30 protein-coding genes are annotated in these 26,575 nt (G+C 70.1%); 6 read left to right on the top strand and 24 right to left on the bottom strand.

The genetic code is table 11. The features are described from left to right. Positions 1-14 precede the first annotated feature (14 nt). The 4 genes from AC1DG4_RS09635 to infC form a co-directional block, all read right to left on the bottom strand. The gene (locus AC1DG4_RS09635) at positions 15-815 is read right to left on the bottom strand and encodes a TrmH family RNA methyltransferase (RefSeq protein WP_477377263.1); all 801 of its coding nucleotides are present in this window, start codon (positions 813-815) and stop codon (positions 15-17) included. Between the two features lie 67 nt (positions 816-882). Then, positions 883-1,269: a 50S ribosomal protein L20 gene (rplT, locus tag AC1DG4_RS09630; RefSeq protein ID WP_477421201.1), complete on the bottom strand. Its 387-nt coding sequence runs from the start codon at positions 1,267-1,269 to the stop codon at positions 883-885. Positions 1,270-1,302: 33 nt separating this feature from the next. After that, entirely contained in the window at positions 1,303-1,497 is a 195-nt protein-coding gene (rpmI, locus tag AC1DG4_RS09625; RefSeq protein ID WP_017828564.1) for a 50S ribosomal protein L35, read from the bottom strand. Positions 1,498-1,584: 87 nt separating this feature from the next. Beyond that, positions 1,585-2,178, bottom strand: coding sequence for a translation initiation factor IF-3 (gene infC / locus AC1DG4_RS09620; RefSeq protein WP_477377370.1), 594 nt, complete (start codon positions 2,176-2,178; stop codon positions 1,585-1,587). Positions 2,179-2,484: 306 nt separating this feature from the next. Here infC and AC1DG4_RS09615 point away from each other — a divergent pair, with 306 nt between their 5' ends. Then, on the top strand, positions 2,485-2,862 hold the full coding sequence (locus AC1DG4_RS09615; RefSeq protein WP_374954868.1) for a DUF1844 domain-containing protein: 378 nt from the start codon (positions 2,485-2,487) through the stop codon (positions 2,860-2,862). 40 nt (positions 2,863-2,902) lie between these two features. Here AC1DG4_RS09615 and AC1DG4_RS09610 read toward each other — a convergent pair whose 3' ends face one another. The 6 genes from AC1DG4_RS09610 to AC1DG4_RS09585 all read right to left on the bottom strand — a co-directional run bounded on the left by AC1DG4_RS09610 (position 2,903) and on the right by AC1DG4_RS09585 (position 7,336). Continuing rightward, a complete protein-coding gene (locus AC1DG4_RS09610; protein WP_477377259.1) occupies positions 2,903-3,718 on the bottom strand; it encodes an SseB family protein in 816 nt (271 codons plus the stop codon). Beyond that, positions 3,702-4,448, bottom strand: coding sequence for a bifunctional 1-(5-phosphoribosyl)-5-((5-phosphoribosylamino)methylideneamino)imidazole-4-carboxamide isomerase/phosphoribosylanthranilate isomerase PriA (gene priA / locus AC1DG4_RS09605; RefSeq protein ID WP_477377257.1), 747 nt, complete (start codon positions 4,446-4,448; stop codon positions 3,702-3,704). Before priA ends, AC1DG4_RS09610 begins: the two co-directional genes overlap by 17 nt. Before the next feature lie 111 nt (positions 4,449-4,559). Further along, positions 4,560-5,210: an imidazole glycerol phosphate synthase subunit HisH gene (gene hisH / locus AC1DG4_RS09600; RefSeq protein WP_477377256.1), complete on the bottom strand. Its 651-nt coding sequence runs from the start codon at positions 5,208-5,210 to the stop codon at positions 4,560-4,562. Then, positions 5,207-5,827 (bottom strand): imidazoleglycerol-phosphate dehydratase HisB, encoded by a 621-nt coding sequence (gene hisB / locus AC1DG4_RS09595; protein ID WP_477377255.1) that lies wholly within the window; start codon positions 5,825-5,827, stop codon positions 5,207-5,209. Before hisB ends, hisH begins: the two co-directional genes overlap by 4 nt. Then, the gene (locus tag AC1DG4_RS09590) at positions 5,824-6,909 is read right to left on the bottom strand and encodes a histidinol-phosphate transaminase (RefSeq protein ID WP_477377253.1); all 1,086 of its coding nucleotides are present in this window, start codon (positions 6,907-6,909) and stop codon (positions 5,824-5,826) included. Before AC1DG4_RS09590 ends, hisB begins: the two co-directional genes overlap by 4 nt. 70 nt (positions 6,910-6,979) lie before the next feature. Then, complete coding sequence (locus AC1DG4_RS09585; RefSeq protein WP_477377251.1) at positions 6,980-7,336, bottom strand: LysM peptidoglycan-binding domain-containing protein; 357 nt, start codon at positions 7,334-7,336, stop codon at positions 6,980-6,982. Between the two features lie 321 nt (positions 7,337-7,657). Between AC1DG4_RS09585 and lexA the strand changes: the two genes are divergently transcribed. Next, positions 7,658-8,344: a transcriptional repressor LexA gene (gene lexA, locus AC1DG4_RS09580; RefSeq protein WP_477377249.1), complete on the top strand. Its 687-nt coding sequence runs from the start codon at positions 7,658-7,660 to the stop codon at positions 8,342-8,344. A 147-nt stretch (positions 8,345-8,491) separates the two neighbouring features. Here the strand turns inward: lexA and metE are convergent, their stop codons facing one another. Both metE and AC1DG4_RS09570 read right to left on the bottom strand, forming a co-directional pair. Continuing rightward, a complete protein-coding gene (metE, locus tag AC1DG4_RS09575; RefSeq protein WP_477377247.1) occupies positions 8,492-10,813 on the bottom strand; it encodes a 5-methyltetrahydropteroyltriglutamate--homocysteine S-methyltransferase in 2,322 nt (773 codons plus the stop codon). 36 nt (positions 10,814-10,849) lie between these two features. Beyond that, positions 10,850-11,863, bottom strand: a complete 1,014-nt coding sequence (locus AC1DG4_RS09570; RefSeq protein WP_477377245.1) for a methylenetetrahydrofolate reductase — start codon at positions 11,861-11,863, stop codon at positions 10,850-10,852. 105 nt (positions 11,864-11,968) lie between these two features. On the opposite strand from AC1DG4_RS09570, the gene AC1DG4_RS09565 reads away from it, so the two are divergent. Further along, entirely contained in the window at positions 11,969-13,831 is a 1,863-nt protein-coding gene (locus tag AC1DG4_RS09565) for a S9 family peptidase (RefSeq protein WP_477377243.1), read from the top strand. Between the two features lie 39 nt (positions 13,832-13,870). Here the strand turns inward: AC1DG4_RS09565 and smpB are convergent, their stop codons facing one another. The 3 genes from smpB to ftsE all read right to left on the bottom strand — a co-directional run bounded on the left by smpB (position 13,871) and on the right by ftsE (position 16,365). Beyond that, positions 13,871-14,347, bottom strand: a complete 477-nt coding sequence (smpB, locus tag AC1DG4_RS09560) for an SsrA-binding protein SmpB (protein WP_477377241.1) — start codon at positions 14,345-14,347, stop codon at positions 13,871-13,873. A gap of 105 nt (positions 14,348-14,452) precedes the next feature. Then, entirely contained in the window at positions 14,453-15,367 is a 915-nt protein-coding gene (gene ftsX, locus AC1DG4_RS09555; protein ID WP_477420220.1) for a permease-like cell division protein FtsX, read from the bottom strand. After that, positions 15,364-16,365, bottom strand: coding sequence for a cell division ATP-binding protein FtsE (ftsE, locus tag AC1DG4_RS09550; protein ID WP_477377237.1), 1,002 nt, complete (start codon positions 16,363-16,365; stop codon positions 15,364-15,366). The genes ftsX and ftsE overlap by 4 nt, the downstream gene beginning before the upstream one ends. Before the next feature lie 149 nt (positions 16,366-16,514). Between ftsE and AC1DG4_RS09545 the strand changes: the two genes are divergently transcribed. Continuing rightward, positions 16,515-17,228: a DUF2510 domain-containing protein gene (locus tag AC1DG4_RS09545; protein ID WP_477377235.1), complete on the top strand. Its 714-nt coding sequence runs from the start codon at positions 16,515-16,517 to the stop codon at positions 17,226-17,228. A gap of 142 nt (positions 17,229-17,370) precedes the next feature. Here the strand turns inward: AC1DG4_RS09545 and AC1DG4_RS09540 are convergent, their stop codons facing one another. Together AC1DG4_RS09540 and prfB are read right to left on the bottom strand one after the other, a co-directional pair. Further along, entirely contained in the window at positions 17,371-18,018 is a 648-nt protein-coding gene (locus AC1DG4_RS09540; protein ID WP_477377233.1) for a C40 family peptidase, read from the bottom strand. A 94-nt stretch (positions 18,019-18,112) separates the two neighbouring features. Then, positions 18,113-19,225 carry a peptide chain release factor 2 gene (gene prfB, locus AC1DG4_RS09535; protein WP_477377231.1) on the bottom strand — a complete coding sequence of 371 codons (1,113 nt, stop codon included), beginning with the start codon at positions 19,223-19,225 and terminating at the stop codon, positions 18,113-18,115. A gap of 135 nt (positions 19,226-19,360) precedes the next feature. Between prfB and AC1DG4_RS09530 the strand changes: the two genes are divergently transcribed. After that, a complete protein-coding gene (locus tag AC1DG4_RS09530) occupies positions 19,361-20,608 on the top strand; it encodes an HNH endonuclease signature motif containing protein (RefSeq protein WP_477377230.1) in 1,248 nt (415 codons plus the stop codon). An 87-nt stretch (positions 20,609-20,695) separates the two neighbouring features. Then, positions 20,696-21,916 carry an MFS transporter gene (locus tag AC1DG4_RS09525; RefSeq protein WP_477420226.1) on the top strand — a complete coding sequence of 407 codons (1,221 nt, stop codon included), beginning with the start codon at positions 20,696-20,698 and terminating at the stop codon, positions 21,914-21,916. A 12-nt stretch (positions 21,917-21,928) separates the two neighbouring features. Here the strand turns inward: AC1DG4_RS09525 and AC1DG4_RS09520 are convergent, their stop codons facing one another. The 7 genes from AC1DG4_RS09520 to AC1DG4_RS09490 are packed head-to-tail and all read right to left on the bottom strand — an operon-like array spanning position 21,929 to position 26,477. Continuing rightward, a complete protein-coding gene (locus AC1DG4_RS09520) occupies positions 21,929-22,342 on the bottom strand; it encodes a pilus assembly protein TadG-related protein (protein WP_477377228.1) in 414 nt (137 codons plus the stop codon). Positions 22,343-22,389: 47 nt separating this feature from the next. Then, positions 22,390-22,851, bottom strand: a complete 462-nt coding sequence (locus tag AC1DG4_RS09515; RefSeq protein WP_477377227.1) for a TadE family protein — start codon at positions 22,849-22,851, stop codon at positions 22,390-22,392. Positions 22,852-22,855: 4 nt separating this feature from the next. Then, a complete protein-coding gene (locus tag AC1DG4_RS09510; RefSeq protein WP_477377225.1) occupies positions 22,856-23,269 on the bottom strand; it encodes a TadE/TadG family type IV pilus assembly protein in 414 nt (137 codons plus the stop codon). 6 nt (positions 23,270-23,275) lie between these two features. Continuing rightward, a complete protein-coding gene (locus AC1DG4_RS09505; protein ID WP_477377223.1) occupies positions 23,276-23,473 on the bottom strand; it encodes a hypothetical protein in 198 nt (65 codons plus the stop codon). 39 nt (positions 23,474-23,512) lie between these two features. After that, positions 23,513-24,439, bottom strand: coding sequence for a type II secretion system F family protein (locus tag AC1DG4_RS09500; protein WP_477377221.1), 927 nt, complete (start codon positions 24,437-24,439; stop codon positions 23,513-23,515). Further along, the gene (locus AC1DG4_RS09495) at positions 24,436-25,290 is read right to left on the bottom strand and encodes a type II secretion system F family protein (protein WP_477377219.1); all 855 of its coding nucleotides are present in this window, start codon (positions 25,288-25,290) and stop codon (positions 24,436-24,438) included. The genes AC1DG4_RS09500 and AC1DG4_RS09495 overlap by 4 nt, the downstream gene beginning before the upstream one ends. Next, positions 25,287-26,477 (bottom strand): CpaF family protein, encoded by a 1,191-nt coding sequence (locus AC1DG4_RS09490; RefSeq protein ID WP_477377217.1) that lies wholly within the window; start codon positions 26,475-26,477, stop codon positions 25,287-25,289. The genes AC1DG4_RS09495 and AC1DG4_RS09490 overlap by 4 nt, the downstream gene beginning before the upstream one ends. Between the last annotated feature and the right edge of the window lie 98 nt (positions 26,478-26,575).

Raw genomic sequence — 26,575 nt, 5'->3', positions numbered from 1 at the left:
TGCTCCTGCAGCCCTTAGGCCCGCTGCGCGAACGCGCTCTCGTACAGGCACACGCTCGCGGCGGTCGCGAGGTTCAGGGATTCGGCGCGGCCGAAGATCGGCAGCCGCAGCGCGCGATCGGCCAGCTCCCGCGCATGGTCCTCGAGCCCTCGCGCCTCATTGCCGAACAGCCAGGCCGTGGGCCGGGCGAGGACGCCCTCGGCCCGCGCCGCGAGCAGGTCGTCGCCCTTCACATCGGCCGCGACCACCTGCAGGCCCGCGGCGTGTGCACGTTCGACGACGTCGGAGAGCTCTCCGCCGACGGAGACCGGCAGATGGAAGAGGGATCCGGTGGTCGAGCGAACGACCTTCGGGTTGTACAGGTCGACCGTGCGGCCGGTGAGCACGACCGCGTCGGCACCGGTCGCGTCGGCGGCGCGGATGATCGTGCCGAGGTTGCCGGGATCGCGCACCTCCTCGCAGATCGCGACGAGGCGCGGCGCGGCGGCGAAGATGTCCCGCACAGAGGTGGGCGTCTGCCGGGCGACGGCCACCACCCCCTGCGGCGTGACGGTGTCGGCCATCGCCGCGAGCACGAACTCCGTCACGTACTCGAAGCGCACGTCGGCGTCGGCTGCCGCCTGGCGCAGGTCGCCGTGCTTGTCCCATGCGGTCGGCGTCGTGAAGAGCTCGACGATCGCATCAGGCCGATAGGACAGCGCCTCACGCACCGCCTGCGGTCCTTCCAGAAGGAACAGGCCGGTCTCGGTGCGGGCACTGCGCTTGGTGAGCTTGACGACGGCGCGCACGCGCGGGGATCGGGGATTCTCCAGCACCATCACAGTCTAGGGACACCGAAGGGGCGCCGTCCTCGCGGACGGCGCCCCTTCGTGATTCAGATGCTTACGCAGCCGACTTGGGCGCGTYGACGTCCGCCGGCAGAGCCTTGCGGGCCGTCTCGACCAGAGCGGCGAAGGTCGCCGGCTCGTTCACCGCGAGCTCGGCGAGCATGCGGCGGTCGACCTGGACGCCGGCGAGACCGAGGCCCTGGATGAAGCGGTTGTACGTGATGCCGTTCTGGCGGGCCGCGGCGTTGATGCGCTGGATCCACAGACGGCGGAAGTCGCCCTTGCGCTTGCGACGGTCGCGGTACGCGTAGACGAGGGAGTGGGTGACCTGCTCCTTCGCCTTGCGGTACAGGCGCGAGCGCTGGCCACGGTAACCCGAGGCGCGCTCGAGGATGACGCGGCGCTTCTTGTGAGCGTTGACGGCGCGCTTGACTCTAGCCATTTTCGTGTGTTCCTGTTCGTGAGATCGGGCGCGTCAGCGGCCGAGGAGCTTCTTGGCGACCTTGGTGTCGGCCTTCGACAGCACCTGGTCCTGGTTGAGGCGACGGGTGCGGCGGCTCGACTTGTGCTCGAGGTTGTGGCGCATCCCGGCCTGCTGCTTCTTCAGCTTGCCGCTGCCGGTGATCTTGAAGCGCTTCTTGGCACCCGAGTGGGTCTTCTGCTTCGGCATCTTCTCTTCCTTCGTATGGCGCCCGTATGGGCGACAGGGTTCTGCCCGCCGGGCGGGAGGTCTGTGTGGGGCTGTCGGATCCGGGGATCACTCAGCCGGCGCGGCCGGCGCACCGGGCGCCTTGGCATCGCGGGCGGCCTGCTTGTTGGCCGCGCGCTGTGCGTCGCGCACGGCGTTCTGCTCGGCCTTTGCCTCGGACTTGTTCTTCAGCGGGGCGACCACCATGACCATGTTGCGTCCGTCGATGGTGGGGTTGGACTCCACCGTGCCGAACTCGGCCACGTCCTCCGCGAACTTGCGGAGGAGCCGCACGCCCTGCTCGGGACGGGACTGCTCCCGGCCGCGGAACAGGATCATCGCCTTCACCTTGTCGCCCGCCTTGAGGAAGCCCTCGGCGCGCTTGAGCTTCGTCGTGTAGTCGTGCGCCTCGATCTTCAGACGGAAGCGCACCTCCTTCAGGATCGTGTTCGCCTGGTTGCGGCGAGCTTCCTTCGCCTTCTGCGCGGCCTCGTACTTGAACTTGCCGTAGTCCATGATCTTGACCACGGGAGGCTTCGAGTTCGGGGCGACCTCGACGAGATCGAGATCGGCTTCCTGCGCAAGACGCAGCGCCGCCTCGATACGGACGACGCCGATCTGCTCACCCGCGGGGCCGACGAGGCGGACCTCGGGGACGCGGATGCGCTCATTGGTGCGGGGATCGCTGATGCGGACTCCTTAGACGTTGGTTTCGGCCACCATGATCCGGAAGGATCACGGGCGAAATCAGAATCGTCCCACCCGCCGGCATTCAGACGCCGGCTGCACCCTGACCCGCTGCGCAGCCTTCGCTGCACAGCGGCTACCGATGTGAATCGGCGGAGTGCTGAACCCGGTAGCCTTGAGCGGCAAGCGCGGGTGGGAAGTGAATCCTCTTTCGTGCCGGGACGAGAAGTCCCGGAGCCCGCAAGAGTCTATCAGAAGGCAAGACCTTCGGAAAGCCGGCACATGAGCACTCCCGCGCCCGACGGCCACGAGCACGTCACCCCCCTCTCCCCCGACGCCTCAGGAGCCGCCCGCGACATCGCGGACGTCGCCGCCGTCGAGGTGATCACCACCGCCGCCGTGCACCTGCTGAGTGCGGCCGCGGTCAAGGTGGGCCTCGCCGACGACCCCGAGACGCAGAAGGACCTGGACGAGGCGCGCAAGCTCATCAACGCCCTGGCCGGCCTCATCACCGCCGCCGCCCCCGAGATCAGCGACATGCACGCGCGCTCCCTGCGCGACGGCCTGCGCTCCGTGCAGCTCGCCTTCCGCGAGGCCTCCGTCATCCCCGACCCGATCGGGCAGGGTCCCGGCGAGAAGTGGACCGGACCGGTCAACTGAGACCAGGATCGCCCCGGCGGCGCTCAGCGCCGGCGGGGCCTCAGGCGCTCGCGCGGAGGCGCACGGTGAGCGAGTCGACGAGCACCGCGATGCGGTCATCGGCGGCCCAGCGCTGCGCGAGGCGGGCGAGCACCGCGTCGAGCGTCTCCCGGTCCAGCCCCTCTACGAGCTCGAGCGTGACCACGAGCTCCGGGCCGCGCAGGCGCGCGTCCGGATCGCCGGCGGATACGGCGATGTCGATCACGGCGAGCTCGCTGCCGACGCTCTCCAGAAGGCCCGCATAGACCTCCGGCGAGAGGAAGCTCGGCTCCCAGCGATGCCCCTGCGCGATCGCCCACACCGCGGGGCGGCGCAGGACGAACTCGGTCGCGGATCCGGGATCCACGACGATCAGCTCTGCATCGCCCGACGAGGCGGACAGGGCCACGCGCGCGGCCTCGACGGGGATCGGACGCGCGATCGGATCCCAGGCGCGCATGGTGTCGACGCTCGTGAACGCCGGCTGCACGGTGCGCCCGTCGGGCGCGGCCACCGTGACGAGCGAGAGCTCCTGCGTCTTGTCCGCCGTCAGTCCGGACGGTGCAACGCCCTCGTCGCCCTTCTCCGCGACGAGCGGCACGAGCACGCGCGCCGCGCGGAACGCGTCCACGACCTCGGCCTGCGAACCGTCACCGGCGCGGAAGCGCGTCAGCGCGTCCCAGAGGGCAGGATCCGCGGATCCGTCGTCGCTCGCTCGGGTGTTCTCCTGGAAGGAGCGACCCGCCCAGGGAACCCCCGCGGAGTCGCCCGTGCTGCTCTGCGCGCCGTGGTCGTGATCGCAGGACCCGGACGAGGCGTGGTCAGGATCCGGCGACATCCAGCGCCTCGGCCAGGGTGAACGCGCCGGCGTACAGCGCCTTGCCGACGATCGCGCCCTCGACGCCGAGCGGCACGAGCTCGCGGAGCGCGGCGATGTCATCGAGGTTCGCGATGCCTCCCGACGCCACGACGGGCTTCGGGGTGCGCGCGGTGATCTCGCGGAGCAGGTCGAGGTTCGGGCCCTTGAGTGTGCCGTCCTTGGTGACGTCGGTGACGACATAGCGGCTGCAGCCGGCGTCCTCGAGGCGGTCGAGGACCGTCCAGAGGTCGCCGCCCTCCTTGGTCCAGCCACGGGCGGCGAGGGTCGTGCCGCGCACGTCCAGGCCCACCGCCACGGCGTCGCCGTAGCGGGCGATGACGTCAGCCGCCCACTCGGGGTTCTCGAGTGCCGCGGTGCCGAGGTTGATGCGGGTGGCACCGGACTCCAGCGCCGCCTCGAGGCTCGCGTCGTCGCGGATCCCTCCGGACAGCTCGACGTTGACGCTGCGGAACTGTTTGATCACACGGCGCAGGATGGCTGTGTTGCTGCCGCGGCCGAAGGCGGCGTCGAGATCGACCAGGTGGATCCACTCCGCTCCCTGATCCACCCACTCGGCGGCGGCGTCCATCGGATCGCCGTAGCTGGTCTCGCTTCCCGCCTCGCCCTGGGTCAGGCGGACGGCCTGGCCGCCGGCGACATCGACCGCCGGAAGGAGGGTCAGAGAGGGGGCCTGTGCGAACTCGTTCATGTCGTCCTTCGGGTCACGATGCACCGCGCGCTTCGGGCACGGCACGAGAGAAGAGAGTAGTCCGCGTGCGGGCGGGGCACCAATCCCCCACCGTCACACGACGGGGACGGATCAGAGGGTGGAGATCCAGTTCCGGAGGAGCTGGATGCCGGCCTCGCCGGACTTCTCCGGGTGGAACTGGGTTGCGGAGAGCGGGCCGTTCTCGACCGCGGCGAGGAAGCGCGAGCCGTGCTCGGCCCAGGTGAGGTGCGGCGCCGGGAACGGCGGCATGACTTCGAGCTCCCACGTCTGCGCGGCGAAGGAGTGCACGAAGTAGAAGCGCTCGTGCTCGATCCCCCGGAACAGCACGCTGCCAGGGTCGGGCTCCACGGTGTTCCAGCCCATGTGCGGCAGGACCGGTGCATCGAGCTCGGTGACGATGCCGGGCCACTCGCCGAGCCCGTCGACCTCGGCGCCACGCTCGACCCCGCCCGCGAACAGGACCTGCATGCCCACGCAGATGCCCAGCACGGGACGACCGCCGGCCAGGCGCCGCTCGATGATCTCATCCCCGCCATGCGCGGCCAGTGCCTCACGGACGGCCGCGAACGCGCCGACCCCTGGTACCACGAGGCCGTCGGCCTCGAGCGCGGCCACGCGATCGCCGGTGAGCTGAGCATCGGCGCCGGCGCGGATCAGCGCCTTCACCGCGGAGTGCACATTGCCGGATCCGTAGTCGAAGACCGCGACGGTCGGACGACGACCCTCCGCCCCCTCGCTCACAGCGCGCCCTTGGTGGAGGGCACGCCGACCACCAGGGGGTCCAGAGCCTTGGCCTGACGGAACGCACGCGCGAAAGCCTTGAACTCGGCCTCTGCGATGTGGTGCGGGTCGCGACCACTGATCACGCGCACGTGCACGGTCAGGGCGGCGTTGTACGCGATCGCCTCGAAGACGTGACGCACGAGGGATCCGGTGAAGTGCCCGCCGATGAGGTGGTGCTCGTAGCCGGCCGGCTCGCCCTCGTGCACGAGGTAGGGACGACCGGAGATGTCGACGACCGCCTGCACGAGCGCCTCGTCCAGCGGGACCAGCGCGTCGCCGTAGCGTGAGATTCCGCTCTTGTCGCCGAGCGCCTCGCGGATCGCCTGCCCGAGCACGATCGCCACGTCCTCCACCGTGTGGTGCGCGTCGATGTGGGTGTCGCCCGAGGCGCGCACGGTGAGGTCGGTCAGCGAGTGCTTCGCGAACGCCGTCAGCAGGTGGTCGAAGAACGGGACCGAGGTATCGATGTGGCTCTGACCCGTGCCGTCGAGGTCGAGGTCGAGCTCGATCGTCGACTCGGACGTGGAACGTGTACGGCGCGCGGTCCGGGCCGCAGCGGGGGTCTCAGCGGTCATGAGGCCGATCCTATCGAGGCGAGGGCGTCCAGGAATGAGGTGGTCTCGGCCTCGGTGCCTGCCGTGACGCGCAGGTGGTGCGGGATGCCGACATCGCGGATCAGCACCCCCTTGTCGTAGAGGGCGCGCCAGGTCGCCGCGGGATCGGCGACACCGCCGAACAGCACGAAGTTGGACCAGGACGGGTGCGGCGCGTACCCGAGAGCTTCGAGCGTGGCGGAGATCCGATCGCGCTGTGCGACGATCTCGTCGACCATCGCGAGCATGATGGGAGCATTCCGCAGTGCCGCGACCGCAGCCGCCTGGGTGAGCGCGCTCAGGTGATACGGCAGGCGCACCAGACGCAACGCATCGATGAACGCCGGGTCCGCGGCGAGATAGCCGACCCGCGCTCCGGCGAAGGCGAAGGCCTTGCTCATGGTGCGGGAGACAGCGAGCCGCGGCCGGCCTTCGAGCAGCGTCAGCGCCGTCGGCGAATCCTTCGGGGCGAACTCCTGGTACGCCTCATCGACGATCACGATGCCTCGCGCGGCCTCGTAGACCGCCTCGATCACGTCGATCGGCAGCGGGGTGCCGGTGGGGTTGTTCGGCGCGCACAGCAGGATCACGTCCGGATCGTGCTCCCGGACCTGCGCGACCGCCTCGTCGACCGTCAGCTCGTAGTCCGGGTGCCGAACGCCGGCGATCCAGGTCGCGCCCGTGCCCTGGGCGAGCAGAGGGTACATCGAATAGGTCGGCGCGAATCCGAACACGGTGCGCCCGGGACCGGCGAAGGCCTGCAGGATGTGCTGGAGCACCTCGTTGGATCCGTTGCCCGCCCAGATGTTCGCGGCCACGAGGTCGTGGCCGAGGTAGCCGGCGAACGCCTCGCGGAGCTCGGTGAACTCGCGGTCCGGGTAGCGGTTGACGTCGCGCAGCGCGACCGCGATGTCGTCGAGGATGTCGCTCGCGACCTGCTCGGGAACCGGATGCGTGTTCTCGTTCACATTCAGCGCCACGGGCAGCGGCGCCTGCGGCGCGCCGTAGGGACGCAGCCCGCGGAGGTCGTCACGAAGGGGTAAGTCGTCGAGCGAGACAGTCACCCTGCCATGCTAAGCGGCCGAGCTGTGCGGTTGACGTCGCATGACAGCAGGTTGACGTCAAAGTACGGGATCAGCGTCCGGTCGAGCCGTACTCCGCCGGGATGGCCAGGTGCTGCCCGACCTCGATCACGCCGCCGTCGACGAGGTTCAGCTGCGAGATCTTGGCGACGACGTCGCGCGGGTCGGCGTTCGGCGCGACCTCACCCGCGATCGACCACAGCGTGTCGCCGGGCTGCACGGTGACGGTCGCGAAGGTGTTGCCCGTGGTCTGCTCCCCGGAGGCGAGCGCGGATCCGCCGCTCAGCACCGCGAACGCGATCGCCGCAGCCACCGGGAGCGCGACCAGCGCGGCGAGCACGCGCCGACCGCGTGCGGTGATCCGCAGTCGCGTGGCGAGAACCGGACCGGCGAAGGTGATGCTGCTCATGGTGCTTCTCCTCAGTGTGTGTGTCGGTCCGCCTCTCCCCGGATCGGGATCCTGTGTGGAGGATCTTCGAATCCGGGCCTCTGGAGAGGCGAACCTACGTACCGAAACTACTTTCGAGTTCGAACATCTGTCAAGCGTTCTTCGAATATCGGTTCCGATGATTCACCGACACGCTCGAACAGATCTATCGATTCCGCCCCGATCTCGGATACGGTTTCGATACGAAGACCCCATCACGGACCACCGACATTCGAATCGCCGCCCGCGAATCCATGCCGATTCCCGGATCCGCGAGGGCCCGATGCACACGAAGGAGATGGCATGAGCGACGGTGCGAACCTCGGCTCCGAGGCCCCGCGGACGCGGCGCCGCAAGAGCCTCAGTGCGAAGCAGATGGCGATCCTCGAGGTCATCCAGACCTCGATCGCCCGGTACGGATACCCGCCGAGCATGCGCGAGATCGGCGACGCCGTGGGTCTCAAGTCCCTCAGCAGCGTGACGCATCAGCTCGGCCAGCTCGAGCTCAGCGGCTACCTGCGCCGCGACGCCGGCAAGACCCGCGCCATGGAGGTCCTCATCGACCTGCCCGGCCTCTCCACCGAGAACCCCGCCGACACCGGTCCCTCGGTCGGCGACGCCGCGCTCGTGCCCCTCGTGGGCCGGATCGCCGCCGGAGTGCCGATCACGGCGGAGCAGCAGGTCGAGGAGATCTTCCCCCTCCCCCGTCAGCTCGTCGGCAAGGGCGACCTGTTCATGCTGAAGGTCTCCGGCGAATCCATGATCGATGCCGCCATCTGCGACGGCGACTGGGTGGTCGTGCGCTCACAGGGCACCGCGGAGAACGGCGAGATCGTCGCCGCCATGCTCGACGGCGAAGCCACCGTCAAGACGTTCCGCCGCCGTGACGGCCACGTGTGGCTGCTCCCCCGCAACAGCGCTTTCGAGCCGATCCTGGGCGACGACGCCACGGTGCTCGGCAAGATCGTGGCGGTGCTGCGCGCGGTCTGATCCGCGCCCGCCGCACCACGCACACCACGCACCACAAACGTCGAGGCCCCCTCTGCGCACCGGGGCCCCCTCCCAGATCCGGATCTGGGAGGGGGCCTCGGTGCTGCGAGGGGGCCTCGATGAAGTACGACGCCGTGCGCGGGCCGCTCAGACGGCGACCGACACGTCCTCACGGACGCGGCGGGTGGCCTCGACGATGTTGCGCAGCGAGGCGTTGGTCTCCTCGTAGCCGCGGGTCTTCAGGCCGCAGTCCGGGTTGACCCAGAGCTGACGCGTCGGGATCTCCTCGACGGCGCGGCGCAGGAGCGCCTCGACCTCGGACGTGTCCGGCACACGCGGCGAGTGGATGTCGTACACGCCGGGGCCGATGCCGTGGTCGAAGCCGGCCGCAGCGATGTCCGTCACGACCTCCATGCGGCTGCGGGCGGCCTCGATCGAGGTGACGTCCGCATCGAGCGCCCGGATCGCGTCGATCACGACGCCGAACTCGGAGTAGCAGAGGTGCGTGTGCACCTGCGTGGCGGTCTCCGCTCCCGCGGTGGAGAGGCGGAACGACGCGACGGACCAGTCCAGGTATGCCGGCTGGTCGGCCTTCTTGAGCGGGAGCAGCTCGCGCAGCGCCGGCTCGTCGACCTGGATGACGCCGATTCCGGCGGCCTCCAGGTCTGCGATCTCGTCGCGCAGCGCGAGGGCGACCTGGTTCGCGGTCTCGGCGAGCGGCTGGTCGTCACGGACGAACGACCAGGCGAGGATCGTGACCGGGCCGGTCAGCATGCCCTTCATCGGCTTCGCGGTGAGGGACTGCGCGTACTCCGACCAGGCGACCGTGATCGGCGCCGGGCGCGACACGTCGCCCCAGAGGATCGACGGGCGCGTGGCGCGGGATCCGTAGGACTGCACCCAGCCGTTCTCGGTGACGTCGAAGCCGTCGAGGTTCTCGGCGAAGTACTGCACCATGTCGTTGCGCTCGGGCTCGCCGTGCACGAGAACGTCGAGGCCCAGCTCCTCCTGCAGCGTCACGACCCGGCCGATCTCCTCACGGAGGAAGCCGTCGTACTCGTCCGCCGTGATCTCGCCCTTGGTGAACTGCGCACGAGCGCGACGGATCTCGCCCGTCTGCGGGAAGGATCCGATCGTGGTGAGCGGCAGCGCCGGCAGGTCGAGTGCGATCGACTGCGCGGCCACGCGGGCCTCGTAGTCGCCGCGGTCGAAGTCGGCCTCGGTCAGCGCAGAGGTGCGCGCCCGGACGGCGTCCACGCGGACGCCGGGAGCGCTGAGCCTGTCCGCCAAGGAGGCGGAGGCGGCGTCGAGCTCGGCGACGATCGCGGAACGCCCCTCGGCGAGACCCTTGGCAAGGGTCGTGACCTGGGCGACCTTCTGGTCGGCGAAGGCGAGCCAGTCCAGCAGGCGGGCGTCGAGCTTCGTCTCGTCCTCGACGTCGTGCGGCAGGTGCTGCAGCGAGGTCGAGGTCGCCGCGGCAACGCCGGCGGCGCCGAGGCCGCGCAGCGCCTCGAGGGTGTCGAAGGCCGCGGAGAGGTCGCCGCGCCAGATGTTGTGACCGTCGATCACGCCGCCGACGAGCACCTTGTCGGCAAGACCCGGGACGGACGCGGGGACGGTGCCGCGCACGAGGTCGAGGCCGATCGCCTCGATCGGAGCGGCGGCGAGGACGGCGAGGTTCGCGTCGAGAGCCGCATACGGGGCCGCGACGAAGATCGCCGGGCGCTCCGCGAGACCGCCGAGGACCGCGTATGCGCGCTCCGCGGCCGCGCCGAGCGCAGCCACCGAGGCCGGCAGCGACTCGCTCACGAGCGCCGGCTCATCGAGCTGCACCCACTCGGCGCCGGCGGCCTTGAGCGCACCGAGCACCTCGGCGTAGACCGCGACGAGGTCGTCCAGCCGCGACAGCGGGTCGAAGCCCTCCGGCGCCTCGTCGGCGGCCTTGGCGAGGGCGAGGAAGGTGACGGGTCCGACGAGCACCGGGCGCGTGCGGAAGCCGGCCTCCGCCGCCTCCTGCACTTGGCGCACGACGCGGTCGCTGGACAGTGAGAACACGGTGTCCGGTCCGATCTCGGGCACGAGGTAGTGGTAGTTCGTGTCGAACCACTTCGTCATCTCGAGCGGCGCGCGCTCACCCTCGCCACGGGCGACGGTGAAGTACGCCGGAAGGCCGATCGTGCCGTCGGCGGACCGCAGGTCCTCGAAGCGCGCGGGGATCGCGCCCACGGTGACCGCGGCGTCGAGCACCTGGTCATAGAACGAGAACGACTCGGGGATCGCCGAGTCGGAGCGGCCGAGACCCTGCGCCGCGAGGCGGTCGCGCGTCGTCGCACGCAGCTCTGCTGCGGTGCGCTCGAGCTCGGCTTCGTCGATCCGTCCGCCCCAGAACGCCTCGACGGCCTTCTTGAGCTCACGGCGACGGCCGATGCGCGGGTAGCCCAGGATGGTTCCCTCGGGGAATGCGGTCATGACGGTCCTCTCTGACGGAAGGGGGAAGGAAGCGGCTTAGCGCGCGCCGCTGGTCTCTGCGAACCGGAGGGCGCCGCCCGGCGGGGAGGGCGCCGTGCCTTCGGGGATGACCCCGGCGGCGGTGAGCACGTCCAGCACGGTGCGGTGCTGGTTGAACGCGTACAGGTGGATACCGGGCGCCCCGCCCTCCACGAGCTCGCGCACCAGCTCCGCCGCATGCGCGACGCCGATCTCGGTGCGGCCCTCGACGGTCGGCTCGACCTCGAGGTCGATGGACAGCTCGGCGGGAAGCTCCTCACCGCTGAGCTCGAGCACGCGACGCAGGCGTGCGGGCGACGTGATCGGCATGATGCCGGGCAGGATCGGGATCGCCACGCCCGCGCGGCGAGCGCGCTCGACGAAGGCGAAGTAGTCGTCCGGGTGGAAGAACAGCTGCGTGATCGCGAGGGTCGCCCCTGCAGCCTGTTTGGCCAGCAGCGCGTCGATGTCCTGGTTGCGGTACGTCGAACGCGGATGCCCGTTGGGGTAGGCGGCGACGGCGATGTTCACCTTCCGGCGCGGCGTCACCTGCACGGCCCCGGGAACACCGGGGATCGGCCGCTCCTGGTAGGGCGCCCTCTCGGCCTGGGCCCGGTCGATCAGCTGGACGAGCTGCGCCGAGCTCTCCAGGTCCCCGAGGAACGGCTGGCTATCGTCGAGCGGCGGATCGCCGCGCAGGGCGAGGAAGCTGAGGATCCCGGCGTCGAGGAACTCCCGGATCAGTCGCGAGGCTCCGGCGTACGTGTTGCCGACGCAGGTGAGGTGTGCGAGCGGATCGACGGCGGTGTGCTCGCGGATGTAGCGCAGTACGTCGAGCGAACGCCCGCCGACGGATCCCCCCGCACCGTAGGTCACGGAGATGAACCGCGGTGCCGCTGACGCGAGCTGCTGGATCGTCTCGTGCAGCGCCTCGATCGGCGCCGTGGTGCGCGGCGGATACAGCTCGAAGGAGATCGGGACGCGCGGAACGACGGCCCCGGCGGGGGCGAACGGCGGCACGTCGAAGGACATCTCTCTCCTGGGTCCGGGGGCGGTCACCCCACGCTAGGCGGCGCCGCTACGCGACGCATGCTGTGTTTCGCCATGTGTCGGCTCGCGCTCTTCTAGGCTCGGGTCATGAGCTCTCCGCACGGTTCCTGGCCCTCTCCGCTGTCCGCCGCCGGTCTCGCCGTCGCCGGCACGAAGATCGACGGCGCCCGGTACGCCGCGGGCGGGATCTGGTGGAGCGAGTCGGTGCCGCAGGAGCGCGGACGGATGCGCGTGATGTGCCGGGACGCCGACGCCGTGCGCGAGGTGCTGCGCGCGCCGTGGAGCGCCCGCTCCCGCGTGCACGAGTACGGCGGCGGCGCGTGGACGGTCGCCGAAGACGGCACGCTGCTCTTCGTCGACGGCGAGGACCAGCGCGTGCACCGGCTGGATCCCGACACGGACGCACCCGTGCCGCTCACCGCGGCCGGCCCTCGGTACGGCGGGCTACGGGTGCAGCAGGGTCGCCTGTTCGCGGTGCGCGAGGATCTGCGCGTCGCACCGCACGAACGCGCGATCGTGGAGATCCCGCTGGACGGATCCGCGGCGGACGACCCCACGGCCATCACCGCGATCCTCAGCGGCGACGGCTTCTTCGCCCATCCGGCGCTCTCCCCCGACGGGACTCGGCTCGCGTTCGTGACGTGGGATGTGCGGCGGATGCCCTGGGAGGCATCCGAGGCGCTCATCGTGGATCTGGCGACGGGGGCGCGGACGATGATGCCGGGCCGCGCTGCACTGCAGCCCGAGTGGCTCTCGGCCGACGAGCTGCTTTACAGCCATGACGCGACCGGACGGTGGAACCTGTACCGTGCGGCACCCGGTGGCGTCCCGACGGCCGTGTCTCTCGCCGACGCCGACACCGGCGGCGGGCTGTGGGTGCTCGGCCAGCGCTGGTTCCGGGTGCTCGACGACGGCAGGATCCTGGCCGTCCGCACGAATGGATCCGACACCCTCGTCCTCATCGACCAGGATGGCACCGAGCGCGAGCTGGCGGTCCCGTTCGACGGCGATCTCAGCCTGGAGGACGCGCACGGATCCCGCGTGCTGATCACGGGACAGGGACGACGTGTGACGCCGGGTCTCTGGGAGCTGGACATCGACGCGGGCGTCGCGCGCGCCATCCGCGGCGGCGATCCCGTCGACCCCGCGTGGGTGCCCGGCGCGCGACCGGTGAGCTTCGACGGACCGCACGGCCCCGTGCATGCGTTCGACCACGCCCCGGCGAACCCCGATGCCGATGCGGATCCGCAGGCGCTGCCGCCCTACGTCGTGCAGGTGCACGGCGGCCCGACGGCCCATTCGTCCGGCGCGCAGGCGGGATGGATCACGTACTTCACGAGCCGCGGGATCGGCGTGCTCGAGGTGAACTAYGGCGGATCCACYGGCTACGGGCGCGCCTACCGCGAGCGGCTGGACGGCGCGTGGGGCGTCGTCGATGTGGACGACGTGCTGGCGGCGGCCCGGGGCCTCGCGGATGCCGGCCTCGCTGATCCCGCCCGCATCGCGATCCGCGGAGGATCCGCCGGAGGCTGGACCGTGCTGTCAGCGCTCGTCCGCGGCGGGATGTTCGCGGCGGGCATCGACCGGTACGGCGTCGTGGATCTGCGCCTGCTGGCGGCGGAGACGCACGACTTCGAGCGCTACTACCTCGACGGCCTCGTGGGCCCGCTGCCCGAGGCCGAGCAGACGTACATCGACCGTTCGCCGCTCACCCACGCGGACCGCATCGACGTGCCGGTGCTGATCCTGCAGGGGGCAGACGACGCGGTCGTGCCGCCTTCGCAGTCGGAGGCGATCCGCGATGCGCTCGCCGCGCGCGGGGTGCCGCACGAGTACGTCCTGTTCGAGGGCGAAGGCCATGGGTTCCGGCAGGCGGACACGATCATCGCGGCTGCCGAGGCGGAACTTCGGTTCCTCGGCGCGGCGTTCGGATTCGAGCCCGCGCCGTGACCCACGGGGGCTGAGCCCCGGGTCTTCGAGCCCTAGGGGTTACTCCCCGAGGCGGTTGCGCGAGCGCATCGCGCGCTCCGCCTCGCGGGAGTCCTGACGCTCGCGCAGGGCCTGTCGCTTGTCGTACTCGCGCTTGCCCTTCGCGAGGGCGATCTCGACCTTCGCGTGCCCGTCGGAGAAGTACAGCCGCAGCGGGATGAGCGTGTAGCCGCCCGCCGAGACCGCGTGCGAGAGCTTCGCGATCTCCTCCTTGTGCAGCAGGAGCTTGCGGATCCGCTTGGCCGAGTGGTTCGTCCAGTGCCCCTGCGAGTACTCCGGGATGTGCACGGCGTCCAGGAACGCCTCATTGCCCTTGATGAACGCGTAGCCGTCCGTCAGGTTCGCGCGCCCCTGGCGCAGCGACTTCACCTCGGTGCCGGTGAGCACGAGCCCCGCCTCGTACGACTTCTCCAGGTTGTAGTCGTGACGTGCGCGACGATTGGTCGCGATGACCTTCTCCCCGCGTTCCCTGGGCATGGTTGTCTCCTGCTGTTCGTGTGACGGATCCGGCGCGCGCCGGTCAGGCCCGAGAAGGCCAGCCCGCCAGTCTATACACGGAAGGGCGTCTGCCGCACGGGCGGCTCAGGCCCGCAGCCAGCGACGGATCGCGAAACCGGCGCTGAGCGCGGCGAGGATCACGCCGATGCCGATGAGCACCGGGACCACGAGCATCGCCTCGTTCAGCCCGACCCAGGTCGTGATGAAGGAGACCCGTTTGACGAGGTACTCCTGCACGCCGAAGTGCACGCCCAGCAGCACCGCGACGCTCGCGAGCACGGATCCGATCACGGCGGCGAAGACGCCCTCCAGCACGAACGGCGTCTGGATGAACCTGTTCGGGGCGCCGACGAGGCGCATGATCCCGATCTCCCGCCGCCGCGCGTACGCCGACAATCGGATCGTGGTCCCGATCAGCAGCACCGCGGCGATCAGCATCAGCACCGCGATCCCGATCGCGACATAGGTCGCGACGGTCAGGGCGTTGAAAAGCGGATCCAGATACTCGAGCTGATCCTTGACCTCGTCTACGCCCTTGACACCGCTGAAGGCCTCGGCGATGACGGCGGACTGGGTCTGATCCTTCAGGTTGACCTTGAAGACAGCATTGACCTGATCGGCGGTGAGCACGCCCGCGTAGTCCTTGCCGACGAGCTTCAGGGTCTCCTGATAGGCCTGGTCGGCGGTCTGGAAGCTGCTCTTGGAGATCAGCGGCTTGAGCGTGGATCCGTCGAGCTCGGCCTGCACGGCCTTGATCTGGTCTTCCGTCGCCGTGCCGCCGATGCAGCCCGGCGACGTCGAGACCGACGAGCACATGTAGATCGCGACCTGAGCGCGGTCCTGCCAATAGGCCCGCATCGTGCCGATCTGCGCCTGCATCAGGATCGCCGCGCCCACGAAGGTGAGCGAGACGAACGTGACCAGCACGACCGAGATGACCATGGAGGCGTTGCGGCGCAGGCCCGTGAGCGCCTCGCCGAGGATGAGTCCGAACCTCATGACGTCGGACCCACTTCCTCGTCGTCGCCGGTATCGAGTCCGAGCCGGTCTGCCACGCCCAACTCGGCGAGGTCGACCGCGGGGATCGTGATCGGGTGCGTCGCAGGACGCGTGTCGTCGGACGGCTTGAGCGTCGCCTGCGTGGGCGCGGCCGCCGGCATCGCGGCCGCGCGGTGCTCTTCGACCGGCGCCGGCGCAGAAGCCGGATCCGCGATCGCGGCCTCGGTCTGGCGGTGCACCTCGCGCACGGTCTGCAGCGCGGCGGTGGCCGCCGCTCCGCGGATCGCCTCCGGCTCCAGGCGCGGGACGTTGGAGGTGTCGCCGTAGCCGCCGCCGACCTCGTCGCGCACCATCTCGCCGTCGCGCAGCTCGATCACGCGGCGCTGCATCTGATCGACGAATCCGGCCTCGTGCGTGGCCATGAGCACCGTGGTGCCGCCCGCGTTGATCCGGGCGAGCAGCTGCATGATGTCGACCGAGGTGCCGGGGTCGAGGTTTCCGGTCGGCTCGTCGGCGAGCACGATCTGCGGACGGTTCACGATCGCGCGGGCGATCGCCACGCGCTGCTGCTCACCGCCGGAGAGCTCGTGCGGCAGGCGCTTCTCCTTGCCGCTCAGGCCGACGAGCGCGAGCGCCTCGGGCACCGCCTGCTGGATGAAGCCACGGGAGGCGCCGGTCACCTGCAGAGTGAAGGCGACGTTCTGGTAGACGGTCTTGGAGGGCAGGAGGCGGAAGTCCTGGAAGACGGATCCGATGCTGCGCCGGAAGTACGGGACCTTGCGGTTCGCGATGGACTTCAGGTCGCGCCCGAGCACGGCGACGCGGCCGGACGTGGGCGATTCCTCGCGGAGGATCAGCTGCAGGCAGGAGCTCTTCCCGGATCCCGACGCGCCGACGAGGAAGACGAACTCGCCTCGCTGCACCTCGAAATCGACCCCGGACAGCGCGGGACGCTTGGTGCCGCGATAGCGCTTGGTGACGTTCTCGAATCGGATCATGGCGTGACGAGCCTAAACGGGCGTCGCACGCAGCCCGCGAKCGACACCCCACATGCCGGATCGCTCCGCAGAAGATGCAGGACAACGCGGGCCTGCACTATGAATGACCTGGGAACCGTCGAACAGAGTTCGCCGAACAAGGAGGACCCATGAGCACTCCGCAGGGATGGTACGACGACGGATCAGGGCGTCAGCGCTGGTGGGACGGCGCACAGTGGACCGACCAGTTCGCCGCCGCGTCGACGCCCGACGCCACAAGCACCGTCGCCCCGGTGACGACGAAGAAGCGCGTCGGCGTCCTCGGCTGGATCGCGCTCGGCATCACGGTTGTCGGTGCGATCGTTTCCTGGATCCCCTGGATCATGGGCTTCGGCTGGATCCTGCTGTTCGTCGGCCTCGTGCTCTCGATCGTGACGCTGTTCCTGAAGGGCGCGAAGTGGCCGGGCATCGTGGGGATCGTGCTGGCCGTCGTCGCCGGCGTTGTCTCGGGCATCGTGCTGCTCACGATCTTCCTGGGCTACTCCGCCCAGCACCCGGGCGAGTTCGGCATCGGCACGAGCCCTGTTGCGACACCGGATGCCGCCTCAGAGCCGAGCACGGCTCCCTCCTCCGCCACGGAGCGCCCCTCGGCACAGGAGGTCGCCGACGGTTTCCTCGTCATCATGGACGCGGCCGGTGTGGCCGACAAATACACCCCGGAGCAGGCCCTTTGCGTGGGGCAGCACCTCGTCGACTCGGATGTCTCGACGGAATCACTGATCAATGTCGCTCATGGCAAGGACATCCAGTCAGATGCCACGGAGCGAACGCTGATCGCGCAGGTGACCGCTCAGGCGGTGTCGACCTGCCTCGCGGCGCCGTGACGAGTSCCCCTGCGCTGCGCAGCGAGGGCCTGATGAAGATCGGCAGACCAGAACTCGCCGGTCAGGAGGGCTCGTTGCCGATCACGAAGGCGAGGAACGTCACCATAGCGCCGAAGGCACGGCGCCCACCAGGAGTTCGGTCTTAGAGACGGATGAAGATCGGCGGTCCGGAGCTCGCCCAGGGGGCGTGGTGCTCGACGTAGCGACCCCAGTCCGGCGAGTCGATGATTCCGCCCGCGCCGTCCCAGATGCCGATGTGCCGGCCGGGCCACCACACCAGGTCGCCGGCGCGCGCCTCGTCGGCGGAGATCACGGTGCCCAGCGCCGCCTGGTTGTCGGCGCCGCGGGGAAGACTGATGCCGAAATGCCCGTACACGTATTGGACGAGCCCGTCGCAACCGAAGGAGTCGCTCGGGTCCGCGCCCCAGCCGTAGGGGACGACGCCCACGAACGTCTGGGCGTACGCGACGACCGCGTCGCCTGAGAACTCCTGCGCGGGAGCCGCGGGAGCCGCGGGCGTCGTGGAGCTCGCGGCGGCAGCGGGCGCCGCACTCGGCGGCTGGACGACCGGCGCCGGCGGCGTGTACAGCACGTCGAAGGAAGCGCGGGTCGTGCGGGGCTCCTGAGCGGCGGACGCGACCGTGTAGGTCTGCGGGGCCACGACGAGTGACACCGTGTGCGCCGAGGGCGTCGGCGCTCCGGGCGAGAAGGCGTACGCAGCCGTCGCAGCCACGGGGACGATCAGCGCCGCGATCGCGCAGCCTGCTGCCGTCTTCCGTGTCACAGTCATCGGGATTCTCCGTGTCACAGCCATCGGGTCACCACCCTATGACAATCACGGGCGCGGCGCCCTGGAAGATCCCTGAATCATCGACGCGGAAGGGTCAGTCGTCGGCGTCCTTGCGCTTGCGCCAGCGGATCCCTGCGGAGATGAAGCCGTCCAGGTCGCCGTCGAACACGGTCGCCGGGTTGCCGGACTCGTGTCCGGTGCGGAGATCCTTCACGAGCTGCTGGCCGTAGAGGAAGTAGGAGCGCATCTGGTCGCCCCAGCTCGCCGTGATGTTGCCGGCGAGCTCCTTCTTCTTCGCAGCCTCCTCCTCCTTCTGCAGCAGCAGCAGGCGGGTCTGCAGCACGCGCATGGCAGCGGCGCGGTTCTGGATCTGCGACTTCTCGTTCTGCATCGAGACGACGATTCCGGTCGGGAGGTGCGTGAGGCGCACGGCGGAGTCCGTCGTGTTGACCGACTGGCCGCCGGGGCCGGACGAGCGGAACACGTCGACGCGGATGTCGCCCTCGGGGATGTCGACCTCGGTCGCCTCCTCCATGAGCGGGATGACCTCGACCGCGGCGAAGGACGTCTGGCGCTTGTCGGCGGATCCGAACGGGCTGATCCGCGCGAGGCGGTGCGTGCCGGCCTCGACCGAGAGCGTGCCGAACGCGTAGGGCGCGTCGACCTCGAAGGTCGTGGACTTGATGCCCGCGCCCTCGGCATAGGACGTGTCCATCACCTTGACGGGGAACTTGTGGCGCTCGGCGTAACGCAGGTACATGCGCAGCAGCATCTCGGCGAAGTCGGTGGCGTCGTCGCCGCCCGCGCCCGAGCGGATGGTGATGATCGCGGCACGCTCGTCGTACTCGCCGTCCAGCAGCGTCTGCACTTCGAGCTGGTTCACGGTCTCGGTGAGGGAGGCGAGTTCGGCGCGCGCCTCGACGACCGAGTCCTCGTCCTCCATCTCGTTGGCGAGCTCGATGAGCACCTCGAGGTCGTCGAGACGCTGCTCCACCTCGGTGACCCGCTTGAGATCGGCCTGGCGGTGGCTGAGCGCGCTCGTCACCTTCTGCGCCTTCTCGGGGTCGTCCCAGAGGTCGGGCGCACCCGCTTCCTCGCTGAGGCGTTCGATGTCGGCGCGGAGTCCCTCGACGTCGGCAACCTCGCGGATGTCACCGAAGGTCTGACGGAGGGCCGCGATTTCGGCGGAGAGATCAAGTTCGAGCATGGCACCTCAGAGTATCGCGCGCGGCGACGCCCCGACGCACCTTCGATCTCGGACCTCCGATAAGAAGACAGAAAAGCCCCGGCGATCATCGTCTGGACCCTGGCATTGTTCGTATTTTTGTACTAGACTCAGGACATGGAGAACACTGACGATCTGGCCCCGCGGCTCGTGTCCGCGGCGGAGATCGTCGGTCATGTGCTGGGCGATCTCGCCCGCAACGACCACGAGGTGAACCGGCGGGCAGCGCTGCGCTCGGAGCGGATCCTCGAAGTGATCGAACTGGCGCGCCGGCACCCCGACCTCTACACGGCCGACGCGGATCCGGGCTTCGCCGAACGAGCGGCGGTCATGGACATGGCTCTGCGGCTTCAGCTGTCCGAAGACCACGTGCGCACCATGCAGGCGACCGCCGAATTCGCGATGACGTTGATGCCGAACGTCTGGGAACGCGCTCGTTCCGGCTTCGCCTCCCCTGCGGCGGTGCGGGACATCGTCTCCCGATCGCGGGTGCTGGAGGCATCGATCGATGCGCCGGACGACATCAGGGCGGAGGCCCATGAGGCGATCGCCGCAGTCGACGAGGCCGCCGCCGACTGGGTTCTGTCCTGTCCCCCGGCGATGCTGCGCCGCAAGGTCCGTGCGCTCGTTGACCGGTTCCTCGGTGACCGCACCGTGCGCCGTCACGCGCGGGCGATGCAGGACAGGGCGGTGACCTTCGCCGATGCCGGTGACGGCATGTCGTGGTTGAGCATCTACGGCCCCACCGCCGATCTGCATGCCGCGTATCACCGGCTCTCGGCGACCGCGAAGCACATGCAGAAGGCGGAACGGGCCGGCCGCACACGGGATCAGATCCGCACCGACCTCGCCGCGGCCTGGTTGAAGGGCGAAGGCACCGCGACGGCGGTCACGACGAAGGTCTTCGTCACGATCCCCGTGCAGCTGCTCGCCGGAGAGGTCGCCCCCGCGGAGCAGGCGGAGATCGTCGGCGTCGGCCCCATCGATCCGCTCACCGCCACACAGCTGTTCCTCGATGCCGGATCCTTCCACCGCGTCATCACGGATCCGGTGCGGGGCATCATCGTGGACATGGATCGCCGCACCTACCGCCCCACCCGGGCGCAGCGCGATTGGCTGATCCTGCAGCACGGCACCTGCTCCCGCGATGGCTGCACGCGCCTCGCCATCGATGCCGATGTCGACCACGACCTGCCCTGGGCGGAGGGCGGAACGACCGACATCCGTCAGCTCCGGCCTCTCTGCCCCCGGGATCACCGGCTGCGACATCGCACGCGAGCCCGGTATCGCACCCGCCCTGAGAACGCCACTGTTCAAGTCATCACCCCCACAGGGTTCCGCACTTCCACGCCCGCACCGTTCTGACGAGTCCGTCGCGGAACCGGCGGCGCACGGGTCTACCGTGGAGACGTGGCGGAACGAACGATCTCGGTGCTGTGGAAGTTCGGCCCGATGGTGTACCTGCCCACGCTGCTCTTCTCGCTCGGCGAGGGCGCGGTCCTGCCGCTCATCCCCGTGATCGCCGCGAACCGCGGCGCGACGCTCGCCTCCGCCGGCCTGATCGCCTCGGCCCTCGTCGTCGGCCAGCTGTGCGGCAACATCCCCGCGGGCTGGCTGGTCGCGAAAGCCGGTGAGCGGTTCACGATGGTGACCGCGGGCGCGCTCTCGCTGATCGGCGTGATCGCGGGCGCTTTGGCGCCGAGCCTCGTCGTGTTCACGATCGCGGTGTTCGTGGTCGGCATGTCGGCGGCGGCGTTCGGGCTCGCCCGGCACGCCTTCATGACCACCCGCGTGCCGCTCGAATTCCGCGCCAGGGCGCTGTCGCTGCTCGGCGGATCCTTCCGAGCCGGCATGTTCGTGGGCCCCTTCCTCGCCGCGGCCCTCCTCGCGCTGTTCCACACCGAGAACGCGACCCTCTGGTTCTTCGCGGTCCTGCTGGTCGCGCTGATTCTGCTGGTCCTGTTCGGACCGGATCCGGAGGCGCAGGCCGCAGCCGCCGAGCGCCGGCCGGACGCGGTCGAGGACACCGGCGAGGCGGTGAGCGGATCGATCCCGACGATCGAGCGCGCGGGGGTCTTCCGCACGATGTGGCGCAATCGCGGAGTGCTGGGCCGACTCGGCCTCGCCGCGGCGAGCCTGTCGGCGGTGCGATCCGCTCGCCAGGTGGTGCTGCCGCTGTGGGGCATCTCGATCGGCCTGGACGCCTCGTCGATCGCCCTCGTCGTCGGTGTCTCCGGCGCGATCGACTTCGCCTTGTTCTACGCGAGCGGCCAGGTGATGGACCGGTTCGGCCGGCTCTGGGCCGCGCTGCCCGCGATGGTGCTGATGGGCGCCGGCTTCCTGGTGCTCTCGCTCACGCACGACGGGAGCACAAACGTGCTCTGGTTCGGGATGATCGCCGCCGTGCTCGGCGTCGGCAACGGCCTCTCCAGCGGCATCCTGCTCACGCTCGGCGCCGATGTCGCCCCGCAGTCGGAGCCCGCGGCGTTCCTCGGATCCTGGCGCACGCTCACCGATGCCGGCGGTGCCATCGCTCCCCTGCTGTTCTCGGGCATCGCCGCACTCAGCTCTCTCGCGATCGGAGCTGCGGTCATCGGTGGGATCGGGGTGCTCGGCGCGGTGGGATTCCTGCGCTGGATCCCGCGGTTCGTTCCGCGGCGGCCTGCGGCCTGATCCGGGCTGGAGTCATTCGAGTGCGGTGCGGCTCGTGCCCGTGGCTTCGATCGTAAGCACCGACGGGACGAGATCGCTGAGCAGCGGAGGCGTCCACGTCGCCCGAACCGTGACGCGGGCGGACGCCCCGTCGGGACTCTCCGCGGAAACCAGCTCGGTACCGTCGTCGAGAACGGCGATCACCGCAGTCGCCTGCGCAGCGACCTCCGCATCCTCGAGTTCGGCGCGGATGGCATCGCCATCGACCTCCAGGCGGAAGCCGTCGGCTCCGGCGAGCGCAGCGGCGTCGGCGACGGAATCGAGCCGCTTCTGCGCGATGTACAGATCCGTCGCGCACACGCACACGTAGATCAGCGCGATCGCGAGCACCAGGTAGCCCAGGATGAGCGGCATCGTGCTCCCCCGGTCATCGTCGAGCAACCGCATACGCCGTTTCCCACATTCCCCACTCCACGCCCCGGGCCGCACCGCACTCATCTGTCCGTCCACGTGCGCGAGACCTTGTATGCCGAGGACGCCTGCACCCGCACGCTGCTCACGCGGTCCAGCCCGAACACAGGCGGCACGAGCGGCAACGCGACCTTCGCTGTGACGGTGACCACGACCGTCGCGCCGGCAGACGGACATCCCGTTCCCCGCGGTGCGCACTGGATGTCGACGTCGACGGCGGCCGGATCCAACCCGTACTCCTCGATCGCGGACCGCGTGGCCGCGTCCGCCCGAGCGGTGGCGTCGACGAGGCCTTTCGCCGCACTCATCGTGCGCGCCGTGTGCCGCGCCGCGGACTCGACGCCCAGCATCTGCCCCTGGATCGCGCCGAGAGCGAGCACGAGGTACACCAAAGGCACGAGCAGGATCACGCCGAGGGCGATGAACTCGAGCGCTGCGGATCCGGTCTCGTCCGGCACCCCGCGAGCGGGGACAGGGCGAACCACGAAGTCAGCCGACTTCGGTGAGCGACTCCACGGGAGCACGACCGGTCACCTCCAGCCCTGACGGCACCCCGAGCAGACCGATGAGCGGCAGGGTCGTGCGCACGGTGACCTCCATGGTCGGCATGCCCAGCGCGATCGTCTCGCGCACCGTCACGTCCTGCGCATAATCGGCTCCGACGGCCCGCCCGATGACGAGCTCGGTGCGCTGCGCGCCTTCATCGGGTCCAGTATCGGCGAGCGCCGCCACGTGGGCGCCCTCGACCGCCGCATCATGCACGACGTTGCGCACGTAGACCGCCAGAGCGAATTGCAGCACCCCAAGGGTGAGCGCGGTCAGGAGTGCGCCCACGAGCACGAACTCGACCGGACTGGATCCCCGGTCGCCGATCCCGCTGGTCGGCCACGATGCGCCCGGCATGACCGGTCAGAGCCCGCTCACGCGCGCGATCGCCTGCTCGAACAGGTTCGTGAGCGCAGGCCCGGCGACAGCCCAGATCAGCACGACGAGTCCCGCCGTCATGAGCGTGATGAGGACCCAGCCGGGCACGTCTCCCCGCTCGGGATCGTCGAGCGCATCGAATGTTGAGGGATCGGGATGGGCGACGAGTCGATCTTCGGGCATGAGGGGTCCTTTCGTGGGAGCGGATGTCGGGGGACGGTGTCAGCCGATGCCGAGCCGCAGGATGAACACACCGGGGAACACCGCGAACAGCACGCTGAGCGGGAGGATCAGGAACACCAGAGGAAGCAGCATGAGGATCTCCTTGCGCCCGGCCTGCTCGATGAGGTCTCGCTTGGTCTCCTCGCGCGCGTCCGACGCCTGCGCCTGCAGCACCCCTGCCAGCGGCGCGCCGCGTTCGAGAGCGGCGATGATCTGGTCCACCGCGCGGGTCAGCGGCGGGACCTGCAGCCGCTGTGCGCACTCGCTGAGCGCATCGGCAAGAGAGGATCCGGTGTTGACGGCGAGGATCACGCCTCGCAGCTCTCCGCTCAGCTCTCCGGATCCTGCCTGGCCTACGCGGCGGAGCGCATCCGGAAGCCCTTCCCCCGCGGACAGGCACAATGCGAGGAACTCCAGCACCGTCGGCAGCTCTTCCGTGAGACGGCGGACGCGCGCCTTCGCCCGGACGCCGAGCAACGCGTCGCAGCCGACTCCGGCGGTGACCGCGGTCACCACAGGCAGGAGCACGGCCGGCGCCGACAGCCGACCGATCAGCACGAGCACCACCGTCGCACCGGCACCCGCCCCGAGTCCGAACAGCACCCAGACCAGCTGCCGGCTGCGGAATGCGCCGGATCCGCCGGGCAACGCGGCCTGACTCATCCGCCGCGCGACGCCGGCGTCGCCCCCGCCGAACAAGCCGAACGCGCCGGTGATCCGCGCCGCCCAGGATCCCCCGGCGGGCATCCGCCACGGCAGCCGCGCGGTCGGATCCACGAGGTCGGCGACGTCGCGGACATACGGTGCGATCCGTGTGCCGAGGTTCGCCGAGCGCCAGCGAGGGAAGGCCGCCAGTGCGAGCAGCAGCCCCGTCGCCAGCAGACCGCCGAGCAGCACGGAAACCGCGGCGTCCGACACCGAACTCATCGGAACCACCGCCGCGGCTCTGGCAGGCGGCCGATGCGCAGCATGATCCGGAAGGCGACGAAGGACACCGCGGCGCCGCCGAGGATGAGCGCCACGCCTTCGGGGCTCGTGTACGCCTCTGTCCCCTCGGGGCGCAGCAGAAGCAGCACCAGAATCACCCACGGTGCGACCGCGCCGAGCACGGCCGCACCGCGGATCCAGGATTGCCGCGCCTCCACCTCGGCGCGCAGGGCCGCCTCCGCCCGCACGGAGCCGGACAGCGCGCGCAGGACCGCAGTGAGCTCGGTGCCGCCGACTTCCCGCGCCATGCGCAGCGTCTCCACGATCCGATCCCCGACGGGATCCGCGAGCACCTCCTTGAGCTGCGCCGCCGCCGCGTCGAACCTGCCCGTCGCGTGGAGGTCACGTGCGAAGGCCGCGAACGCGGGGCGCAGCGGAGCAGGAGCGGCTTCTTCCAGTGCCCCGACCGCGTCAGGCAACGGCATGCCCACCCTGATCGACGCGATCAGCAGGTCGCAGACATCGGGCCACAACCCGCGCCGCAGGCGCAGCAGCCGGTGCCGCCGAGCACGCAGGAAGACCACCGGCATCGCAGCACCCGCGAGCGCCAGTACGAGGGCGAAGGCGGGTGTCGCTGTCAGCAACCACCCCGCGGAGCCGGCCATGAGCCCGCCCGCCACGACGCTCACGGCGAGCATGCGCGCACCCGACCGGAACCCCGCTTCACGGAGCAGCCGGGTAGCGGCACCCCCGCGAGGAGCTCGAACCTCGCGTTCCCCCGCGGGCCACAGCCACGGCGACGCCGCCAGCACGACGCCCGCCGCGAGCAGCGCGCCCAGCAGCAGGGTCATGCGACGCCTCTGCGGCGGAGCATGCCGGAAGCGGCATACGGCATCGGCACCGGCGCGGGTTCCGCATGGATGACCCGGTGCGTGATGCGCCCGTCGGCGTCGACGCCGAGTGGCTCGACCACCTCGGCGACGCGCCGGGAGCCGTCGTCCTCCCGGCGACAGTGCACGACGAGGTCGACCGAGGCGGCGAGCGCCGGTGCGATGAAGGCCCGGTCGATGTTGCGCCCCGCGAGCAGTGGCAGCATCGTGAGCTTGTCGAGTGCCTCCGCAGCCGAGTTCGCGTGCACGGTCGCAGCCCCCGGGATGCCGGTGTTGAGCGCGAGCACCAGGTCGAGCGCCTCGGCATCTCGCACCTCTCCGACCACGAGCCTGTCGGGCCGCATCCGCAACGCCTCCTTCACGAGGCGGCGTAGTGTGATCTCCCCCGTGCCTTCGAGGCTCGCCTGACGTCCCTGCAGGGCCACGAGATCCGGTGCCTGCACACCCAGCTCGAACGTCTCCTCCACCGTGATCACGCGCTGCGCAGTGCACTCGGCGACGAGCGCAGCGAGGAGCGTGGTCTTGCCGGCGTGCGTAGGCCCTGAAACCACCACGCTGCGTCCGGCGCGCATCGCATCGGACAGCATCGCGCCGACCGACGCCGGAACCATTCCCTGCGATACCAGGGAGTCGAGGCTCCGGTATCGCGGCAGGAACCGCCGGATGTTGACCGCCCACGAGCCGCGGACGACATCCGCGATCGCCACGTGCAGTCGGGATCCATCCGGCAGGGATGCGTCGACGAACGGCTGCCCGATGTCCACCCGTCGCCCCGTGGAATGCAGCATGCGTTCGACGACATCGCGCAGCTGCGCCTCGGTCAGGGTGATCGGCACACGCTCGCTGCGCCCCTCCCGGGCGATGAACACGCGCGAGGGACCGTTCAGCCAGATCTCCTCGATCGTGTCGTCCTCGAGCAACGGTTGCAGCGGCCCGTAGCCCGCGACCCCGGCGAGGACGTCCCGCACGCACGCAGCCTCGTCGTCGATCGTGGCGGTGCCGCGGGCGAGCGCCTGATCGTTGTGCCGGCGCACCTCGAACTGGGCGATCCGTCGAGCTTCCTCGGGATGCGCGGAGGGATCCGTCCGCTCCGCGCGCAGCCGCGCTCGCACCTTCTCGGTGACGGCGGCGGCGGTGGTCGGACTCACCTCCGCATCGTCGCAGGATCCGCGGATCCGCCTCGGAAGTTATCCACAGGCGCCGCGACTCAGCACCGCCGATCAGCGCCGCAGACGCGCGTCAGACG

The sequence above is a fragment of the Microbacterium sp. 05N427 genome, from assembly GCF_056397105.1.
The sequence above is the reverse complement of the archived record's forward strand: the minus strand, read 5'-3'. Positions and strand labels throughout refer to the sequence as shown.

Bases quoted from the DNA above. Each gene is read 5' to 3' on its own strand.
- rpmI (WP_017828564.1), bottom strand. From the start codon at position 1,497: ATGCCGAAGCAGAAGACCCACTCGGGTGCCAAGAAGCGCTTCAAGATC.
- AC1DG4_RS09615 (WP_374954868.1), top strand. From the start codon at position 2,485: ATGAGCACTCCCGCGCCCGACGGCCACGAGCACGTCACCCCCCTCTCC.
- AC1DG4_RS09610 (WP_477377259.1), bottom strand. From the start codon at position 3,718: ATGTCGCCGGATCCTGACCACGCCTCGTCCGGGTCCTGCGATCACGAC.
- priA (WP_477377257.1), bottom strand. From the start codon at position 4,448: ATGAACGAGTTCGCACAGGCCCCCTCTCTGACCCTCCTTCCGGCGGTC.
- hisB (WP_477377255.1), bottom strand. From the start codon at position 5,827: ATGACCGCTGAGACCCCCGCTGCGGCCCGGACCGCGCGCCGTACACGT.
- AC1DG4_RS09585 (WP_477377251.1), bottom strand. From the start codon at position 7,336: ATGAGCAGCATCACCTTCGCCGGTCCGGTTCTCGCCACGCGACTGCGG.
- lexA (WP_477377249.1), top strand. From the start codon at position 7,658: ATGAGCGACGGTGCGAACCTCGGCTCCGAGGCCCCGCGGACGCGGCGC.
- metE (WP_477377247.1), bottom strand. From the start codon at position 10,813: ATGACCGCATTCCCCGAGGGAACCATCCTGGGCTACCCGCGCATCGGC.
- AC1DG4_RS09570 (WP_477377245.1), bottom strand. From the start codon at position 11,863: ATGTCCTTCGACGTGCCGCCGTTCGCCCCCGCCGGGGCCGTCGTTCCG.
- smpB (WP_477377241.1), bottom strand. From the start codon at position 14,347: ATGCCCAGGGAACGCGGGGAGAAGGTCATCGCGACCAATCGTCGCGCA.
- ftsX (WP_477420220.1), bottom strand. From the start codon at position 15,367: ATGAGGTTCGGACTCATCCTCGGCGAGGCGCTCACGGGCCTGCGCCGC.
- ftsE (WP_477377237.1), bottom strand. From the start codon at position 16,365: ATGATCCGATTCGAGAACGTCACCAAGCGCTATCGCGGCACCAAGCGT.
- AC1DG4_RS09545 (WP_477377235.1), top strand. From the start codon at position 16,515: ATGAGCACTCCGCAGGGATGGTACGACGACGGATCAGGGCGTCAGCGC.
- AC1DG4_RS09540 (WP_477377233.1), bottom strand. From the start codon at position 18,018: ATGACTGTGACACGGAAGACGGCAGCAGGCTGCGCGATCGCGGCGCTG.
- prfB (WP_477377231.1), bottom strand. From the start codon at position 19,225: ATGCTCGAACTTGATCTCTCCGCCGAAATCGCGGCCCTCCGTCAGACC.
- AC1DG4_RS09530 (WP_477377230.1), top strand. From the start codon at position 19,361: ATGGAGAACACTGACGATCTGGCCCCGCGGCTCGTGTCCGCGGCGGAG.
- AC1DG4_RS09525 (WP_477420226.1), top strand. From the start codon at position 20,696: ATGGTGTACCTGCCCACGCTGCTCTTCTCGCTCGGCGAGGGCGCGGTC.
- AC1DG4_RS09520 (WP_477377228.1), bottom strand. From the start codon at position 22,342: ATGCGGTTGCTCGACGATGACCGGGGGAGCACGATGCCGCTCATCCTG.
- AC1DG4_RS09510 (WP_477377225.1), bottom strand. From the start codon at position 23,269: ATGCCGGGCGCATCGTGGCCGACCAGCGGGATCGGCGACCGGGGATCC.
- AC1DG4_RS09505 (WP_477377223.1), bottom strand. From the start codon at position 23,473: ATGCCCGAAGATCGACTCGTCGCCCATCCCGATCCCTCAACATTCGAT.
- AC1DG4_RS09500 (WP_477377221.1), bottom strand. From the start codon at position 24,439: ATGAGTTCGGTGTCGGACGCCGCGGTTTCCGTGCTGCTCGGCGGTCTG.
- AC1DG4_RS09495 (WP_477377219.1), bottom strand. From the start codon at position 25,290: ATGACCCTGCTGCTGGGCGCGCTGCTCGCGGCGGGCGTCGTGCTGGCG.